The sequence below is a fragment of the Phytobacter sp. SCO41 genome (assembly GCF_003073275.1).
In the GTDB taxonomy this organism is placed as follows: domain Bacteria; phylum Pseudomonadota; class Gammaproteobacteria; order Enterobacterales; family Enterobacteriaceae; genus Phytobacter; species Phytobacter diazotrophicus.
The window spans coordinates 1,598,038-1,616,637 of the sequence record NZ_CP027225.1 but is presented as its reverse complement, the minus strand read 5'-3'; the positions used below and the strand labels follow the sequence as shown (position 1 = coordinate 1,616,637).

The 18,600-nt window shown below is 55.4% G+C and carries 9 protein-coding genes; 2 read left to right on the top strand and 7 right to left on the bottom strand.

What is annotated here, in order from left to right; translation table 11 throughout:
• Nucleotides 1-60: 60 nt before the first annotated feature.
• From C5523_RS07815 to ttrB, 4 genes are all read right to left on the bottom strand, one after another.
• Nucleotides 61-7,494 (bottom strand): Ig-like domain-containing protein, encoded by a 7,434-nt coding sequence (locus C5523_RS07815; RefSeq protein WP_178030044.1) that lies wholly within the window; start codon nucleotides 7,492-7,494, stop codon nucleotides 61-63.
• Between the two features lie 364 nt (nucleotides 7,495-7,858).
• Nucleotides 7,859-10,930, bottom strand: coding sequence for a tetrathionate reductase subunit TtrA (gene ttrA / locus C5523_RS07810; RefSeq protein WP_108700887.1), 3,072 nt, complete (start codon nucleotides 10,928-10,930; stop codon nucleotides 7,859-7,861).
• The gene (gene ttrC / locus C5523_RS07805) at nucleotides 10,923-11,936 is read right to left on the bottom strand and encodes a tetrathionate reductase subunit TtrC (RefSeq protein ID WP_108702300.1); all 1,014 of its coding nucleotides are present in this window, start codon (nucleotides 11,934-11,936) and stop codon (nucleotides 10,923-10,925) included. Before ttrC ends, ttrA begins: the two co-directional genes overlap by 8 nt.
• Nucleotides 11,933-12,682, bottom strand: a complete 750-nt coding sequence (gene ttrB / locus C5523_RS07800) for a tetrathionate reductase subunit TtrB (protein WP_108700886.1) — start codon at nucleotides 12,680-12,682, stop codon at nucleotides 11,933-11,935. Before ttrB ends, ttrC begins: the two co-directional genes overlap by 4 nt.
• Nucleotides 12,683-12,849: 167 nt before the next feature.
• Between ttrB and ttrS the strand changes: the two genes are divergently transcribed.
• Both ttrS and ttrR read left to right on the top strand, forming a co-directional pair.
• On the top strand, nucleotides 12,850-14,574 hold the full coding sequence (ttrS, locus tag C5523_RS07795) for a tetrathionate respiration histidine kinase TtrS (RefSeq protein ID WP_108700885.1): 1,725 nt from the start codon (nucleotides 12,850-12,852) through the stop codon (nucleotides 14,572-14,574).
• A gap of 14 nt (nucleotides 14,575-14,588) precedes the next feature.
• Nucleotides 14,589-15,194, top strand: a complete 606-nt coding sequence (gene ttrR, locus C5523_RS07790) for a tetrathionate respiration response regulator TtrR (RefSeq protein WP_108700884.1) — start codon at nucleotides 14,589-14,591, stop codon at nucleotides 15,192-15,194.
• 156 nt (nucleotides 15,195-15,350) lie between these two features.
• On the opposite strand, the gene C5523_RS07785 is transcribed toward ttrR, so the two are convergent.
• The 3 genes from C5523_RS07785 to C5523_RS07775 form a co-directional block, all read right to left on the bottom strand.
• Nucleotides 15,351-15,737, bottom strand: coding sequence for a RidA family protein (locus C5523_RS07785; RefSeq protein WP_079496225.1), 387 nt, complete (start codon nucleotides 15,735-15,737; stop codon nucleotides 15,351-15,353).
• A 70-nt stretch (nucleotides 15,738-15,807) separates the two neighbouring features.
• Complete coding sequence (gene metC / locus C5523_RS07780; protein WP_108700883.1) at nucleotides 15,808-17,013, bottom strand: cystathionine beta-lyase; 1,206 nt, start codon at nucleotides 17,011-17,013, stop codon at nucleotides 15,808-15,810.
• A gap of 286 nt (nucleotides 17,014-17,299) precedes the next feature.
• Nucleotides 17,300-18,577: an amino acid permease gene (locus tag C5523_RS07775; RefSeq protein WP_079496223.1), complete on the bottom strand. Its 1,278-nt coding sequence runs from the start codon at nucleotides 18,575-18,577 to the stop codon at nucleotides 17,300-17,302.
• Between the last annotated feature and the right edge of the window lie 23 nt (nucleotides 18,578-18,600).

The window sequence follows — 18,600 nt, the reverse complement described above, 5'->3', positions numbered from 1 at the left end:
TCCTTAATATATCAATTGATTTTAGTTATAAAAAACAGCGCATTAGATATTGGGTAAACATTACACCTGTTTTTCAGGCGTCATCAGTCGCCCTGCAAAAACGGTCTTTTGAGCAGCGATTTGTTGATCCAGACCGGGCTTGCCCGGTGATGCCTGAAGACTTGCCGAAGGGGTGGCTTCCCGCGGCCCGGCGACTTTCAGCTCCAGATGGCTGGTACCTGAATGCCCTTGTTTATCCACCACCCGAATTTCAATAGAGACGGGTTGCTTCCATCCGGCGGGTGGCTGTCCGGAAAAACGCCCGGTTGCTGGATCGAATTTAATCCATGAAGGCAGCGGCATACCGTTACTTTGGCGCACGGTCACCGATAAGTTCGCCATAGATTCACGGGTTAAAATCGTGCCTGCCGGGAGTGACACGCTAAAGCTTTGGCCGGATACGACCCCTACACTGCCGACATCCGCCCGCACTTCAAGGGCCGCCGTCGGGCTACTGGTAATAGAGCCAATATAAGAAGGCAATGCCGAACCGCCCGGAACCGCAAACTCACCAAAGGCTGGGGTAACGGAGAGGGTTAACGGTAAGGTTGCGTTTCCTGTTGCCAGCAAACCGTCCCCGGTCAAACTTAACGCTGGCGTACTGATGCCGTTGAGCGCTGTTAAAACAATATTGGGCGCGATGGGAGAAGGAGCAGCCTCCTGAAACAGGCCTTTCATTGAAGCGCTGAGCGGCGACTGCAGTGCTATCGCCGGCGCCGAATTCCCCGGCACCACTGGCGATACGGTAGACGGAGTTGTCGGCGTCACAGGTGTAACAGCAGGCGCGACCTGATACACCGGAACGCTGGCCTGCGAGCCTGACAACGTGTTCCCCGCGATGTCTTTAATAGTGCTATCTACAAAACCTAGGGTGACGGTGCCAGTGCCCTGGACACTTAATACAGCCTGCCATGTCGTGGCGTTGACCTGAGTAACCGAAACGATATTCGCCTGGACATTGCCCGTGACCAGCGCCTGCAACTCATTCGCGGATAAAGTCTGAACAGGTTTCGTGAAGGAGATGTTATACCCGACCTGCCCCTGAGCCCCTGTAAGCGTATTCTGCGCGGTAACTGCCTGCACCTGAGGTGCGGTGGTGTCCACCGTAAAGCTCCGGGGGGTTGTCGCGGCACTGACGTTACCGGCGGTATCTGTCGCGGTGGCACTCACCGTATGCGCGCCGTCGGCCAGGGGAGTCGCGACGTTATACTGCCAGACCCCGCTGCCGTCCGCGTTGGTGGTGCCGACCGCCGTCCCGTCGATATAGACCGTCACCAGGCTGCCCGCGGTGGCTGCCCCCGTGAGGGTCGGCTGGTTATTAGCGGTCACCCCGTCACTGCCGCTGGCCCCGGTATCGGTGGCTGCGGTCAGCGCAATCCCTGTCGGTACTGCCGGGGCGCTGGTGTCCACCGTAAAGCTCCGGGGGGTCGCCGCGGCACTGACGTTACCGGCGGTATCCGTCGCGGTGGCACTCACCGTATGCGCGCCGTCGGCCAGGGGGGCCGCAACGTTATACTGCCAGACCCCGCTGCCGTCCGCCGTTGCGGTGCCGACCGCCGTCCCGTCGATATAGACCGTCACCAGGCTGCCCGCGGTGGCTGCCCCCGTGAGGGTCGGCTGAGGATTACTGGTCACCCCGTCACTGGCGCTGGCGCCGGTATCGGTGGCTGCGGTCAGCGCAATGCCTGTCGGGATCGCCGGGGCGGCGGTGTCCACCGTAAAGCTCCGGGGCGTTGCCGCGGCACTGACGTTACCGGCGGTATCCGTCGCGGTGGCACTGACCGTATGCGCGCCGTCGATCAGCGGAGCCGCAACGTTGTACTGCCAGACCCCGCTGCCATCCGCGGTGGTGGTGCCGACCGCCGTTCCGTCGATATAGACCGTCACCAGGCTGCCCGCGGTGGCCGCCCCCGTGAAAGTCGGCTGATTATTTCCGGTCACCCCGTCACTGGCGCTGGCGCCGGTATCGGTGGCTGCGGTCAGCGCAATACCTGTCGGGATCGCCGGGGCGGCGGTGTCCACCGTAAAGGTCCGGGGCGTGGTCGCGGCACTGACGTTACCGGCGGTATCCGTCGCGGTGGCGCTGACCGTATGCGCGCCATCGGTCAGGGGGGCCGCAACGTTATACTGCCAGACCCCGCTGCCGTCCGCGGTGGTGGTGCCGACCGCCGTTCCGTCGATATAGACGGTCACCAGGCTGCCCGCGGTGGCTGCCCCCGTGAGGGTCGGCTGGGGATTACTGGTCACCCCGTCGCTGGCGCTCGCTCCGGTATCGGTGGCTGCGGTCAGCGCAATGCCTGTCGGGATCGCCGGGGCGGCGGTGTCCACCGTAAAGCTCCGGGGGGTTGCCGTGGCACTGACGTTACCGGCGGTATCCGTCGCGGTGGCACTGACCGTATGCGCGCCATCGGCCAGGGGGGCCGCAACGTTATACTGCCAGACCCCGCTGCCGTCCGCCGTGGTGGTGCCGACCGCCGTTCCGTCGATATAGACGGTCACCAGGCTGCCCGCGGTGGCTGCCCCCGTGAGGGTCGGCTGATTATTACCGGTCACCCCGTCACTGGCGCTCTCGCCGGTATCGGTGGCTGCGGTCAGCGTAATCCCTGTCGGGACTGCCGGGGCGGCGGTGTCCACAGTAAAGGTCCGGGGGGTTGCCGCGGCACTGACGTTACCGGCGGTATCCGTCGCGGTGGCGCTGACCGTATGCGCGCCGTCGATCAGCGGAGCCGCAACGTTGTACTGCCAGACCCCGCTGCCGTCCGCCGTTGCGGTGCCGACAGCCGTTCCGTCGATATAGACCGTCACCAGGCTGCCCGCGGTGGCTGCCCCCGTGAGGGTCGGCTGGTTATTAGCGGTCACCCCGTCACTGGCGCTGGCTCCGGTATCGGTGGCTGCGGTCAGCGCAATACCAGTCGGGATCGCCGGGGCGGCGGTGTCCACCGTAAAGATCCAGGGCGTGGTCGCGGCACTGACGTTACCGGCGGTATCTGTCGCGGTAACGCGTACCGTATGCGGACCGTCCGGCAATAACCCAGCGACGTTATACTGCCAGACCCCGCTGCCGTCCGCGGTGGTGGTACCGACAGCAGAACCATCGATATAAACCGTCACCAGGCTGCCCGCGGTGGCTGCCCCCGTGAACGTCGGCTGGGGATTACTGGTCACCCCGTCACTGGTGCTGGCTCCGGTATCGGTGGCTGCGGTCAGCGCAATCCCTGTCGGGATCGCCGGGGCGGTGGTGTCAATCACTACCGACACGTTAGCGGAAACCACACTGTTCACGCTGCCGAGCGTAGCCATCGCGCTAATCGCATGGCTGCCTTCACTCAACGCACTGGAAGGGGTAAATGACCAGGCGCCACTGCCATCCGCCGTTGTGCTGCCCACTGAAACAGTATCGACATACACAGTCACGGTACTTCCCGCCTGGGCCGTGCCGATAAACGTTGGCTGTACATTGCGGGTTATGCCATCGGAAGCGCTGCTCCCCGTATCGCTGGCGGCCGTGATCCCGGTGACAGAGGGTACGGGAATGGACATAGCGATAGAGCGCGTTACGGTCGCACTGTTTTTGATTCCGTCGTTCACCGTAATACTGATAACCCGGGTTGCTGTATTGGGCGTGGTGGCCCCATCAGCCCAGGTCACCGCCCGTAATGCCGACTGCCACTGGCTCAGGGTCGCGGTAGCGCCAGCAGACGTCAGCGTTAATACTCCCGTGCCGCCATTATAACTGGCAACGATATTGCCAAATGTCGCGCTGTTGGTATTGGTAAAGGCCAATACGTCCTCTGCGGAGTGGAAGTTGCCGGTAATGGCGACGGTAGCGCTGGAAAACGTGGCGTTATCCAGGTCTGATAATATCAGGCCGCTGTCCACCGCAATGGGCGTACCAGGGGTTCCCAACGGATACGTGGTGCCAGGGCCAGATGTTGTTGCAATAGGGCTTTGATCCGTACTGGCAACCGTCACGTTTCGTGTCGCGGCGGTACTGGTTTTCGTGCCATCGTTGACACTAAAGCTGATGGTTCTTGTCGCGGTATTAGGGGTGATTGCCGTATCCGTCCAGGTCACGGACCGTAACGCAGCCTGCCACTGGCTCAGGGTCGCGGTAGCGCCAGCAGACGTCAGCGTTAATACCCCCGTGCCGCTATTATAACTGGCGACGATATTGCCAAATGTCGTGCCGCTGGTATTGGTAAAGGCCAATACATCCTCTGCGGAGTGGAAGTTGCCGGTAATGGCGACGGTAGCGCTGGCAAGGGTGGTGTTATCGATATCGGAGATCGTGAGAGCGCTGTCGATGACAACGGGCGTCGAGGGGGTGTTATCGCCGGCGGTAAACGCAACACTGCCGCCACTGGTCGTCAGTATCGGCGTCTGATCTGTCGCGGTAACGGTTATCTGCCGTGTCGCTACAGCGCTGTTTTTCGTCCCGTCATTAACGGTAAAGCCCACCGTCCGGGTCGCCGTGTTGGGTGTCACCGCTAAATCTGTCCAGGTAACCGCCCGTAACGCCGCCTGCCACTGGGCAACTGTTGCCGTCGCACCGCTTGACGATAAGGTCAAGATACCGGTCGCGCTATTATAACTACCGACAATATTGCCATATATCCCGGCATTGTTATTGGTGAATGCGAGTGCATCCTCACCGCTATGGAAATTGCCGGTAATAGCCACGGTTGCCGAAGCGAATGTCGTATTGTCCAGGTCTGCTAAGGTCAGGCCGTTATCAACAACCACTGGCGTCGGCGCGGTATTATCACCCGCGGTAAAGGCTGCGCTGCCGCCGCTGGTGCTCACTATCGGTGTCTGATCGACAGCCGTTACCGTGACCGTCCGGGTGGCGACCGGGCTACTGTTGCTGCTGCCATCAGTGACCTGGAAACTGATAGTACGGGTAGCCGAATTGGGCGTCACGGCGGTATCCGTCCAGGTGACCGCTCGCATCGCCGCCTGCCACTGCGCAATCGTCGCCGTCGCGCCACTGGAGGTCAGTGTTAAAACACCGGTTGCCGCATTATAGGAAGCGACGATATTGCCATAGGTTGTCGTGTTGGTATTGGTGAATGCCAAAACGTCTTCGCCACTATGAAAATTCGAGGTAATGGATACCGTGCCGGACGCCAGCGTGCTGCTGGCATGATCAACAATACTCAGCCCACTATCGATAACCACAGGTGTTGAAACACTATTATCCCCGGAGGTAAAAGCGGCACTGCCGCCGCTGGTGGTAACCAGGGCATTATTGTTCATGGCAATGGTGACACTGGATGTACTGCTGGTCTGCCCGCGGCCATCATTCACCACCACTTGTATTGTACGGTTTCCTGTTGTCGGCGTGGTGGCGCTATTGTAATAGGTCAGGGCACCAACCAGTGTCGAGACACGACTGGCTGTCGCATTCGCGTTAAAGGTAATACTCAGATTATCGCCGTTTATCCCATCACCGTTGGTGGCAATACTCCCGATAGCGACGCCGCCAACAGAGATAACACTGCCTGCGGTCGTGCCATTACTGGCGGTCACCGTACCACTGGTATCGATACCCAGAACATCTTCTGCGCTATGGCCGTTAGCGGTGATTTGTACTGTCAGGTTTCCGCCATTGAAACTGGTCGTATCGCTATCGGTAACCGTTGCAGCGGTTCCGCTGTCCAGATGCACTGCCGTCCCGCCTGCATAAAATGTCCCGCTATCGCCATTAAGATTGCTGATAACAGGCGCGACATCCGCAGCAACGGTGACAATACGCGTTACGGTGCTACTGGTATTACTGGAAGCATCGGTAATGGTAAAAGAGAGTGTTCGGGAACTGGTATTTGGCGACAGAGAGCTGTCCTGATAAGTCACCGCTTTCAGCGCTGCCTGCCACTGCGCTGTCGTAGCCGTGCTGCCAGAAGAGGTTAATGTCAGCAGGCCCGTTGCACTGTTATAAGAACCGATAATATTGCCGTACGTCGTGGTATTAGTATTACTAAAGGCCAGCACATCTTCGCCACTGTGAAAGTTTCCGGTGATGGCAATTGTCGCGCTGGTCAGCGTAGAGGCGGCGGTATCGGTTAGCGTGATACCGCTATCGATGGCAACAGCGTTTCCAGTACCGCTGCTGTATGCTGTGCTACCACCACTTGTCGTTAATACCGGGCCGGGGAAATGGAAGTTAGTGGCATTAATCGCGCCAATACCAATTAAGCCTGTAATAGTATGGCCATTTGCCGCCGTAACGCGAAAGGAATCAATGTCCTGAAAAGCAGAATTAGATGAGACATTAAATGTGACAAGATTGCCACTGTTGTATATGTCATTAACATTCAATGTTAACGAGGCGCCGCTGACCGCAGAACCATTCAGATAGCCGGTTAATGTAACCGTTCCCCCGCTAAAAGCGGAATCATAGCCATTAACCACCACGCCAATAGAATTCAGCGTAAACAAAGAACCATCATTGGATTTTACCGAAAAATAGGTGATTTGCTTTAAGCCATCGCTCAAAGCATCGACGGTTTCCACTGTACTGGAACCATCTTTTTCCACAATAATCATTTCGTTCGCACCATCAGATGGTGAATTCATCTGCATGGTAAAGTCCCAGCCCATGTAATTAGGCGCCGTTATCGATGACTGGCCATTGGGGATGACCGTTAAAGAGCCATCGAGGGAATCAAAGAACGTTGTTCCTGACGTAGGACGAGTAAGGAGGCCGTCATAGCCCACTAAATCCAGGGCCGCGACATGTAACTTATCGGTGCTGTATTCCAGGGTCCAGTTACCGCCCAATGCTGCGGCACCAGTGGGATCCGTAGAACCCGCGACGGCATGTTGCGTGTCCTTAGCCAAAGCGCCAATCAATGCGGCACCGTCACTGCCCTGCGCAATACTACAGCCATACAATAAAATATCGCCATCGGCGCTCAGTGCCTGGCCGATGGTCGCCAGTTCACTTTCGTAATTCGCTATATTGGCGCTGTTCAGCGCCATCGTTCCCAGCATCAGGTCATTCTTTTCACCATGTGAAAGAATATGCATCGCACTGTAACCACTATGCGCACTGGCCCAGGCGGCGATTTGCGCCAGACCATCTTTTGAACTGTCCAGCACGACCACTTCATAACCGGACGGTAATTGATTGATCAGAGATTGATAATCCTTCACATCCGACTCCACAAATACGACCTGTGGCCCGCTGGCACTGCTCGTGCCGGATACAACGCTGGCAGCAGAGGTTTTACTGGTGTCCTGTGTTGTTGTGTTGGATGCAGAAGACGTTGAATTGGATGTTACGGCAGTGGTGCCAGATGTGGTTTTGCTGGTTTCGGCTGTAGTGGTCGCCGCCGCCGTGGTGGTGTCCGTATGCGCCACACTCACGGATGCCGTGGTATGCGATGCCGCATCGGTGTGCGTGGCATCAGCGGTCGCGGTAGTTGCGCTGACGGCAACACCATCAAACATCATTCTGGGCTCCAGCGCCTGAAGCAACAAGCGCCGGGGTTCAGGGGCTGCCGTTGAATTAATGATCGTTTTTTTTCCAGAAAAGACTTTCCACCACGACATAATCACTCCCCTTAGGCCCGAAGGTATTTGCCTTAAAAACCCGCAACACGATCCTATCGGCAGCTAAAAAATTTACTTTACTCTTACATTTTTTTACCAATCGGCAGAAAAGCACATAAAAACAGTGGGAATCAGGGGGTTAGCTTTCTTAAAAAAAATTAAAAGAGAGAAATCCGTCACATATTTCTTTCAATGTAACGACTGTGTTATGAGGGGAGTGTCTACAACACGCTAAACGCTGGCCCCGCACCGGGGCCAGCTTCCATCACACTTTTTCAATACAAGCTGGTAGTCCCTGACGCACGGACGACCCGGTTACCCAGTCAAGCCAGGGGCCGGGCACCTTGCGGGTGGGATCGGCAAAGCCCAAATCGTTGAGATTGACGCCGGATGCTATCTGGCTTTTATGCGCCAGCGGTTCACCGTCAAGCCAGTGCTGACGCGCCCCCATCTCCGTATGCCCATACCCATGTTCCATAGCAATCACACCCGGCATCACGCCTGAGAGCAAACTCACCCGCGCCTCCACACTGCCTCCCGGCGTCGTTATCTTTGCCTTGTCGCCATGCTGTAACCCAAAGCGTTTACCATCGTCGGGGTGAATAGCTACCAGCCCCATAGGCTTAACGTGATGCAGCCGCTCAACAACTGTCGTGGAGCTACTCATCAGGTTTGATTTAAAAGACATCAGTTTCATCGGCCATGTTGTCTGCGGGAAGACCTCCTCCAGCGCCCGTCCATCGGACAACCGCGCGGGATACCAGGTCGGGCAGCCGCTGAATCGCTCGCCGGTCATGGCATATCTGAAGGCCGCCACCTGGGCGTTCCAGATCTGCAACGGCCTGGCCCATTCACCGCCGACCATCCCCTCTTTACGTCCTGAGGCATCGGGCGCAAAACGCCCTCCCCGGCTGTAGAGAAAGGCAACGGGTAGTGCCTCTTCTGATTTCAACGTACGCTTTATTGCCGGAAATATGCGCTCAACGCCAGACAGCGCCACATCCTGCTCGCCAGCCGGCGGCAGCGGTTTCTGCCCGGCAAAAGCAATATTGGCCGCCACGCGCAGGTAGTAATCCTCCGCGCGATTCAGGTCATGCATCGCCCCTTGCGCATCCGGTATCGCTTTCTCGCCAAATCCCGGCAACTGCATCCGTTTAGCCACCGCAATACAGAAGGATTCCATGGATACCGGGTCACCCTGTAGCGTCCTGACGGTCGCGGGAGCGACAACAGGCCAGCGCGCCGTTGCGGTTTTACTCGCCACGCCCCCCCAGGGAGCGCTGAATCCCCAGCTTTCAAAGTTATGGGTATCCGGCACGATATAATCCGCCAGCGCAGTGGTCTCATTCATAAAAGCATCGATGGCGATAAACAGCGGCAGACGTTGCGGATCTTTAAGCCGCTCTTCAATGACCGTGCGCAGACCGGGCACGCCGTACAGCGGATTGGTCATATTCGAAATCCACGCTTTTAATGGATAGGGATAGCCCTCCAGCGCGGAGGGTAAAAGTTCCGTCAGTTGCCCGGCAACAAACGGGTACCACGGCGCATTGGCGGGCCACGGCGACTGACCGACGGCCACTTTTGCCTGATACTCATCGGATTTGGCGTAGTCGGCTTTACTGCGCGCGATATTGAGCCCTTTGGGCGCGATCTTGCCGGGAAATTGTTCAATGTTGTAGCACGGCCCGTTAATCTCGCCGTTGAATTTACCCCCGCCGACAAATACGCCGCCGCTCAGACTCATATTGCCCAGCAGCACATTGAGCATCATCACCGCCCAGGCATTATAAAAACCGTTGCCGGACATCATCCCGCCATGGGTCACCACCGCTGCCTTACGCCCGTGATCGGTAAACGCTTTCGCCAGCGCATGAATCTGTTTAACCGGCACGCCGCATTCCATGCTGTATTGCTCCAGCGTGAAACGGTGGGCCGATTCAGTCAGGCATTGAAAGCTACTTTTCACCGTAACCGTAGCGCCATCGTGCAGCGTGACCGCCTGCGATACCCGTAACGTCCCGCGATCGCACTGGCTGACAGGCACCAGATCTCCCGCCTCGTTCACCACCAGCGGTTCATCAGCCTGCCCGTCGCCGCCATTGAGATGGGATACGCTCAGGTGCTGTCCGCTCAGCGGATGGTTTTCATCGGTAATAACCAGCCAGGTGGCATTGCTCCAGCTTTTTTCTCCGGCGCGCGTCATCGCTTCCCGGCTGGTCAGCATCAGGTACGCGGCCACGTAGCGTTCGTTATCAATAATCCAGCGGATCATAGCCATCGCCAGCGCAGAATCCGTTCCCGGTTTTATCGGCAACCAGTGGCCATGGTCATCAGCCAGTACCGTGGTCAGGGGCAGCGCGGGAGACACCACAACGTAGTTAAAGCTTTTACGTAAGCGGGCGCTGGCAAGCTGCCTCGCCTGGCGTTTGAAGGGATTGCCGGATTGTGCGGGAGATGTCCCCATAAACAGCGCAAACTCGACGTTTTCCCAATCGGGTTTAACGTGGGGATTTTTATCCAGATCGCCCATCAGCGCACCGGAACCGGCGCGATAAGAGAGTCCACAGTAGGCACCGTGCGCGCCAAAGTTCTTTGAGCCAAAACTGTTCAGCGCAAAACGGCGCAGGAAGCCATCCCTGCCTTCATCGCTGGTGTTGGTAACCAGCAACTGGTTGGCCTTCGGGCCATAGGCGGGATGTTTCGCATCAACGGGCGTGTTGAGATCACGAATGGTACGCAGCCCGTCGACGTGGCCTTCGCCAAACAGGTTACCGCCCTCCACCACCTCTTTAATCAGTTGCTCAAAGCTGATGCGCTGCCACTTGCCTTCCCCGCGCTTTCCGGCGCGTTTCATCGGCGTAAGAATACGCAGCGGGCTGTGCAGGCTCTCCAACAGAGTGGCGCCGCGCGCGCAGGCGGTAGAGCGGGATTCAAGCCCGCTTTCCCCCGCCATCTTTTGCAGCGCTTCGGAAAACGGCATCATGCTGTCAAAAGGCTTCTCGTGTGACAGCGGGTGCCATGGGTTTCCGGCGATGCGTAAGACTTTATTCTCTGCTCTGTTCACACGCACGCGAATGCCGCACAGCGTCCAGCATCCAAAACACTGGGTCATGGAGACCGCCTGATCGGGGTTACTCTGCCAGCCGCCGTGCGCGCTACCTTCCGGAACAAGAGCGTTACCGTGGATCCTGTCCCGCGTCACCTTCCCGGACGTGCCATTGACCAGCCCGTCCACGGCCCGTTTTGCAACCTCACGATAGCTCAAACCGAACGCGGCAAAGCCCCCTACAGCTACCCCAATTTTTAGCCATTGACGGCGGGATAATTCAGACATGACGAAACCTCCTTGAAAGCCAGTTGACGCATTCCCTGATGGTTATCATGAGGGCGAACCACAGCCCGAAGGTGCCAATAATGGCCAGCAGACCGTCGGTCCCAGGGGGAAGGTAGTAGTCGTTAATCAGGGCGTTGTATTTCGGGACCGTTTGCCCGCCAATCAGCAGCGCCCAGCGCAACGTCCAGCACAGTGCCGCCACCAGCAGCGTGCTCGCCAGTGTCAGCGATAACGGAAAGTCGTAGCGGTTCGCAGCGAGCGCCAGTACCAGCACGACGCTCCATAACGCCACCATCACCAGCATGTAAAAACGGATATCCGTAGCAAGCCGCCACTGCTGGCGCAGGGCCTCGCCCGACAACGTATCCCCCAGCAGCCATACCAGCGCCACGGCCCCGAGCAGCAGTAGCGTTACCACCTGCCCTTTCGCCAGCAATTTGCCGCAATAGCGATGCTTATGCAGGGCCAGGCTGAGGAGTGCCAGTAGCGCACTTATCGCACTTATAAACATCACCAGCGGATACCCATAGCTGAACCATATCGGTCTGGCCTGCACGACCGAAACTTCGCGTCCGGTATAGAGCAGCAAGCCGACCGCCGTCAGCGCCGCGGCGAGAGCAATCCAGCGCATCAACGGTGTAAAGCGTTCCGTGACCACGCGCAGATGGAAAAGCAAAAACCACAGCCCAACAAACACGGTAAACAGCGGCAAAAACAGCGCGCCCCAGGGCATCCATGACCAGGGCGTCGGCCAGGCATAAAAGTGCCAGAAGCGGGCGGTCTGATGCAGATCGGCAGTTAACGCCAGCGGCGCGGCAATTCCGCAGGTTAAAGCGAGGAACAGGCAAATTCGCTCAAACGCTTCGCGATACCGGTGCTGAGACCAGCGTGCCGCGCAGGCCAGCAGCACCGCGCACGAGGCGATACCGATAAAGAAAAAATACTGTACGGCCCAGGGAAGCCAGGTAATGTCCTGCGGCTGAGCCAGCACCTCATCAATGATCATGGGTGACATATTTCCACCTCCTGCCAGAGCGCGGGCTGTGCACGCCCCTGCAACGGGGAGACAAAGGCGTCGTCGAGCCCCAGATAAAAGACATGCGGGTGGGTGTTATTCTCCGGCTTGAGGACTTTTATCGCGTCCCGGTGCGCCGCCAGCAGCGTGCTGATCGTACTGTTGGGATCGTGTAAATCGCCAATAATCCGCGCGCCACCCACGCAGGATTCCACACAGGCAGGGAGCAGCCCGACCTCCAGTCGGTGTGCGCAAAAGGTGCATTTATCCGCCGTTTGGGTCGTGTGATTAATAAAGCGGGCATCATACGGGCAGGCCTGCACACAGTAGGCACATCCCACGCAGCGGGTGTTGTCGATAACCACAATCCCGTCCTTGCGTTGAAAGGTGGCCTGCACCGGGCAAACTGGCACACAGGGCGGATCGTCACAGTGGTTACACAGACGCGGCAGCAACACGTTGGTCACCTCGTCGCTGTCGGTGAGCTTCACCTGATACTGGTTCACCGTGGTGCGGAAAGCCCCCTGCGGGGTCTGGTTTTCTATGGTGCAGCTCACCGTGCAGGACTGGCAGCCAATGCAACGGCGCAAATCAATAAGCATGGCGTAACGCTGCTTGTCGGAGCCTTCGTGCCGTTCAGGCTTTAATGAGAGACTCGCCTGCGCCAGCGGTATCAGTGATGCCCCGGCGGTGACAACACCCAATTGCTGCAAGAAATGTCGCTTACTGATGTCCATAGTGACCTCCATTCAGTGCGCGGCTAAGGAAAAGATTAGGGATGGAATTACCTAACCAAATGTGATTAGTTACAGTCTAAAAATCCCGCCAGGTCGCCCTCTATTGTGGTTAACCACATAAACGAAGCGGGCTTGATCTACCGCAAACGAAAAGGGGCATTTGTCGCATGGATCGCATCGCAAAAATCCTGTTGTGCCTGTTCATCGTCGGGTTTAGCTCCCCTCTTCTCGCCGCTGACTGGACCATCGGCATCCTGGCATTGCGCGGTGAAGCGGCAACTCAACGTCACTGGCAGCCGCTAATCGACTCGCTTAACGACACCGTACCGGATGCCCATTTTCGGCTGCTCCCCCTTGATCTCAACGCGATGCGCGAGGCGGTAAACGCAGGAAGCGTCCAGTTTGTCATCACCAATCAGGCGCAGTTTGTGCAGCTAAATAGCCACTATCATTTGCGCTGGCTGGCATCGCTACGATCCGGGAAAGGGGCCGCCGGGGAGAGCATGGCCACCGGCAGCGCCATTCTGGTTCGCCGTGATAGCCCCATCACCCACGCGCGGGATCTGGCCGGACAAACCCTGGGCGCAGTCGATGCGCAGGCCTTTGGCGGCTATCTGCTGGGCTACCGTGAACTGCTGGATGCGGGGTTACGGGTGGACGACCAGGTGAAGGTGAGATTTTTGGGCTTTCCGGCTGATGCGCTGCTCTATTTGCTGCGCGAAGATGCTATTCAGGCTGCCATCGTTCCCGTGTGCCTGTTGGAAGACATGGACGCGGAAGGTCTTATTGCGAAAAACGCCTTTCGGGTTCTGCTTCAAAAACCGTCCGCATCTCCCTGCCTGACCAGTACCGCACTCTATCCTGACTGGTCGTTCGCTGCCCTGCCCGGCGTGGGTGACCGGGTTGCCGATGCCGTCGCAAAGGTGTTGCTGACGGCACCCCAGAGCGGTAGCTGGCACTGGGGCGCACCCGCCTCAACCAGCGATACCGAAGCCCTGCTTCGCGAACTTAACCGCCACCCGGAGCAGCAGCGGATCGGGCAAACCCTGCTCGCCTGGCTGAGCCAGCACAGGCTAATGATTGGGCTGATCCTTGTGCTGGGCGTGCTGTTCGTTGCCAATTATGGGTGGGTGATGGTACTGGTAAACCGGCGCGGTAAAGCGCTCGAGCAGGCAAACGCCCGGCTGCGCGCCCAACAGCAGACGCTGGAACAGGCCCGACAGATGAGCGTACTGGGTGAGATGGCCTCCGGTTTTTCGCACGAGCTTAACCAGCCGCTAGCGGCAATCCGCATGTATGCGCAGGGAGGGCTTAATTATCTCCCGCAGCCGGAAAAGAGAGAATCCATAGAAGAGGCGCTACACAACATCGATGCTCAGGCCGAACGCTGTGGACTTATCATCAAACATCTACGGGAATGGGCGAGTCCGCAGCAGCAAAGTGAAAATGCGCCCTGTGATGTCGCAGATACGCTCCGACACGTGCTCAGGCTTTTGCAGCTTGATAAAGCGTCACCCGACCTGCTTGTTGAGGTAAACATCAAGCGCCCCATGCCGCTTTCTCTGCCAGCGGTCCTGCTGGAGCAGGTACTGGCAAATATCATTTTGAATGCGGTCCAGGCAGGCGCCACACGCCTTTGGGTAACGGAGGAACGTGTTGGTCAACAGCAGCAGATTTCGCTACTGGACAACGCGGGCGGCCTGTCAGCGGAACAGCTTTCGGCGCTGTTTCGCCCTTTTCACTCCACCAAAAAAGGGGGTATGGGGCTGGGACTCGTTATTTGCCAGCGCCTTCTGCGCAGCGTCAATGGTGAGATTAGTGTGAATAATCACAGCGCCCCGGATGGGCGTTATGGTTTACTCGTGACCCTGACCTTTCCGACGGACCAATAACACAGAAGATTTAAATGATTCATTTAGTGGATGATGACGAAGCGGTGACCCGCTCATGCTCTTTTTTACTGGAAAGCCTGGGATACACCGTTCAGTGCTGGAACGAAAGTGAGCGCTTTCTGCACGAAGCAGCGCTTAAAGATACGGGCGTCGTGCTGTTGGATATGCGGATGCCTGGTATGGACGGGCATCGCCTGTTTCAGGCCATGCGTCACGATAACAGCACCCTTGCCGTTATTTTCCTGACAGGCCATGGCGATATCCCGATGGCGGTAAAAGAGATCCAGTCGGGTGCCGTCGATTTTTTACAAAAACCTGTCGCGCTTGATGCCCTAAAAGAGGCCATCAGTAAAGGCTACAAACACTCTGAGCGGCTGGCGAAAATACAGGAGCTTAAACAGCGTTACGGCCAACTGACACCCAAAGAAAAAGCCGTGGCGCATTATGTTGCCGCAGGCATGATGAATAAGGATATCGCCTCGCAGATGAATATTGCATTGCGCACAGTGGAAGTTCACCGCTCACGAGTTATGGAAAAAATGGACGCCAGAACGATGGCAGAACTGATCATGCAAATGAATAGCATTGATCTGTCAGGTGAGAATTTAATTAAGCAATAAACCGACGCATTTGCTTCACCACAAAAAATAAAAAGGGGAATGAGATAAAAAGAAAACGCCATCTGTCGTCGGAAATGAACGGACTTTGAACAACTCAAAAAGCAGAGCAATAGCGTAACAGCGCTGATGGATTATTACGCTATGCTCTCCAGCGCTTTATTTTTTAACGTATGCAACAGCTTCGATTTCTACCAAAGCATCTTTCGGCAACTTTCCTGCCTGAATACAAGAGCGCGCTGGCGCGCCAACATCGCCAAAGAATTCAGTATATACCTCATTAAACGCGGCAAAATCTTCCATTCTGCCCAGGAAACAGGTGGTTTTAATCACCGTATCCAGAGATGCCCCCGCTTGTTCAAGCACCGCTTTAACGTTGAGCAGGGACTGCCGTGTTTGTGCTTTTACGTCATCCGCAGGAAATGCCATTGTTACCGGATCAAGCGGCAACTGCCCGGAAGTAAATACCAGATCACCAAACGAAATGGCCTGAGAATAAGGCCCGATCGCAGCGGGTGCAGATGCAGTATTAATAATCAATTTCATTATTTTCTCCTGTAAATAAATAATGCTATGTTTGCACCAGCGCAGGCTGACACAATCACGCTGATATTAATTAACCTTCCAGATGACGCAGCGCCTGATCGAGATCTTTGACCAAATCAATCGGATCCTCTAAACCAATCTGCAGACGGAATGCCTCGCCTTCATACGGCCAGTGATATTCAGGACGGTCTTTACGCGGATTGAACGGGGTTGCCAGGCTTTCAAAGCCGCCCCAGGAAAAACCAATGCCGAAGTATTCCAGGCTATCGATAAATTTCTCCACAGACGCTTTTGAATACTGAGGCTTCAATACCACGCTAAACAGACCGCTTGAGCCGGTAAAATCGCGTTTCCAGAGTTCATGGCCCGGACATGACGGCAGTGCCGGGTGCAACACTTGTTCAACTTCCGGACGTTCCTCAAACCATTTCGCAATCTTAAGGGCTGAGGCCTGGTGGCGCTCCAGACGCAGTGACATGGTACGCAGACCACGCTGGGCAAGGTAGACATCATCCGGGGCTGCATGCAGGCCAAACAGATAGACGAAACGGCGAATCGCCAGCCATGTCTCTTTATTCGCGGTAATCAGCCCCATTTGCGCATCAGAGTGGCCGACGATGTATTTCGTGGCAGCATGGACTGACACGTCGACCCCGTGATCAAAGGGTTTAAAGAACAGTGGTGTCGCCCAGGTGTTGTCAATAATCACTTTGGCATTGCGCTCATGAGCGATTTTGGTAATGGCCGGAATATCCTGAATATCAAAGGTCTGTGACCCCGGAGATTCAGTAAATACTACCGTCGTGTTTTCTTTAAAGAGATCGACAATACCGCTGCCGATTGTCGGATCAAAGAACGTGGTCGAGACCCCCATTTTCGCCAGGACATTGTTTACGAAACCGCGCGTTGGTCCATAAACGCTGCCGCTGACAAGAATATGGTCGCCCGCTTTAACCAGCGCCAGCAATGCACTTGTGCAAGCGGCAAGACCTGTCGGCACTAGCAATGAGCGATAGCCACCTTCCAACTCAGCCAGCGCTTTTTGCACAGCAAAGGTCGTCGGCGTACCGAAGCGTCCGTAATACATGATTTCATCTTCAGCATCTTCAAACAGCGCCTGATGACGCTCACTAAGCTCTTTGCAGTTCTTAAAGATAACGGTAGATGCATGGTAGACCGGCGGGTTAACTACGCCACCGAAGACTTCCGGATCAAACGGACCGTGACAAAGATACGTATCTGCTGACACCTTGTTATCAAAATTGTGATTCGACATTTTTCCCTTCCTCTTCTTACTACACTTACTTAATTTATCTGCCCTTTTCCCTGACGGATTAATAGGGCAACACATATCGATAATATTCATCTCACATTTGAGATTTATCTAAATAAGCACTCTAACTTTTCAACTGAACTAGCCAGGATTTGACACCGTTTAGAAAACATGGGCATATCAGCATTTTTAATATCAAAAAAACCTGTTATGAAATTATGGTTAATTTGTAAAATCGCAATGCTATCTAAACATGTCAGGTATAAACCTATGCGTCATGTAATAACTCTTATGAGAACAGCATGACAAATGGCCCGATGCACATCAGCATACCAATCAAAATAACGTAATAGACAGACGCACCGCGTAAATCAACGAATTTATCATTTCTGAGGATAATTACCCCGGGAACGATACAACTAATAAGTCCATAGGTTACACCACCAAATACAAAGACTTTCAGAATCGGGAAGTTCGTTAACACAATCAACCACAACACCAGCACAACCATAAAGAAAGCGGTAACGGTATTGAATTTCTCACTGTTATCTTTCTGCCGGAATACTTTCTGAGCAGCCACTTTGATTAACCCAACGAAGGACTCATGCACGGCCAGATAGAGAGCCAGGAATGCCGTCACAATAGAGAATACGTTGAGGATCACGCTCATGTATTTTACTGTCGCACCGGGAATCACTTTTGCCGCCAGAGCAAGCGCCGAGATATTATCCTGGTAAGCGCGTAATGCATCGGCTTCGCTGATAGACAAAACGATAGAAACAACGAATAATAAAACTGTTGCGACCAGAATGACGTAGGCCACTTTGTGTACGCGCAGCACTTTGTATTTCGCAACTTCTTTATCTTCTTCACGCTTTTTATACGCAATATTCATTGGGTTCAGAATACCGACAAACATAATCGAGAAGATGGCAAAAGGCAGCGTCGGGAAGGTGCCGACGACCAGATGGCTAACACTTGGAAAATCACCAATGTTATTTAAGTCCCAAAAAGGTACTACCACGAACCCAATAGCGACAATAATCACCAGTTTCACGGCAATCATACTGCCTGAGACTTTAAACAACAGCTTCTCACCTTTGGAGGCAACCAACGAGAGTCCTGCAATTAATAATAACGACCACCACCAGTGCTCAGACAGCGTCTGGGTCGTCAGACCAAATGTTTTCAGATAAGAAGCGCTATCGTTCGTTATTGCAAGTGCATATTCCACCATCGATTTCAACATGGTGATGGAATAGAGCGCGCCCAGAAATACGCCCCAACGACTGCCGACGTAGCTGGTGATAATGCTAAGGTATGAGTCATGTTCATCGCTACGCGCCATGGTTTCAATGAACAACTTTTGCATATAGTAAACAGCCGGATATCCAAGAATAACGGCCAGGGCAAATACCCAGACACCTTTCAGACCAACCTGTAAAGGAAAAAAGACAATTCCGGAACCAATGGCTGCGCCGATACACAGTACCACCCATCCCAGATCATACATGGTAAAAGGTATATTCTTTTTAGTAATCACTTCGTTATTAATTCCTACACTCATAGGAGTCCCCAATCAACTAAAAA

Coding starts and splice junctions, on each gene's coding strand:
- C5523_RS07815 (WP_178030044.1), bottom strand. CDS start 7,494: ATGATGTTTGATGGTGTTGCCGTCAGCGCAACTACCGCGACCGCTGAT.
- ttrA (WP_108700887.1), bottom strand. CDS start 10,930: ATGTCTGAATTATCCCGCCGTCAATGGCTAAAAATTGGGGTAGCTGTA.
- ttrC (WP_108702300.1), bottom strand. CDS start 11,936: ATGATCATTGATGAGGTGCTGGCTCAGCCGCAGGACATTACCTGGCTT.
- ttrB (WP_108700886.1), bottom strand. CDS start 12,682: ATGGACATCAGTAAGCGACATTTCTTGCAGCAATTGGGTGTTGTCACC.
- ttrS (WP_108700885.1), top strand. CDS start 12,850: ATGGATCGCATCGCAAAAATCCTGTTGTGCCTGTTCATCGTCGGGTTT.
- ttrR (WP_108700884.1), top strand. CDS start 14,589: ATGATTCATTTAGTGGATGATGACGAAGCGGTGACCCGCTCATGCTCT.
- C5523_RS07785 (WP_079496225.1), bottom strand. CDS start 15,737: ATGAAATTGATTATTAATACTGCATCTGCACCCGCTGCGATCGGGCCT.
- metC (WP_108700883.1), bottom strand. CDS start 17,013: ATGTCGAATCACAATTTTGATAACAAGGTGTCAGCAGATACGTATCTT.
- C5523_RS07775 (WP_079496223.1), bottom strand. CDS start 18,577: ATGAGTGTAGGAATTAATAACGAAGTGATTACTAAAAAGAATATACCT.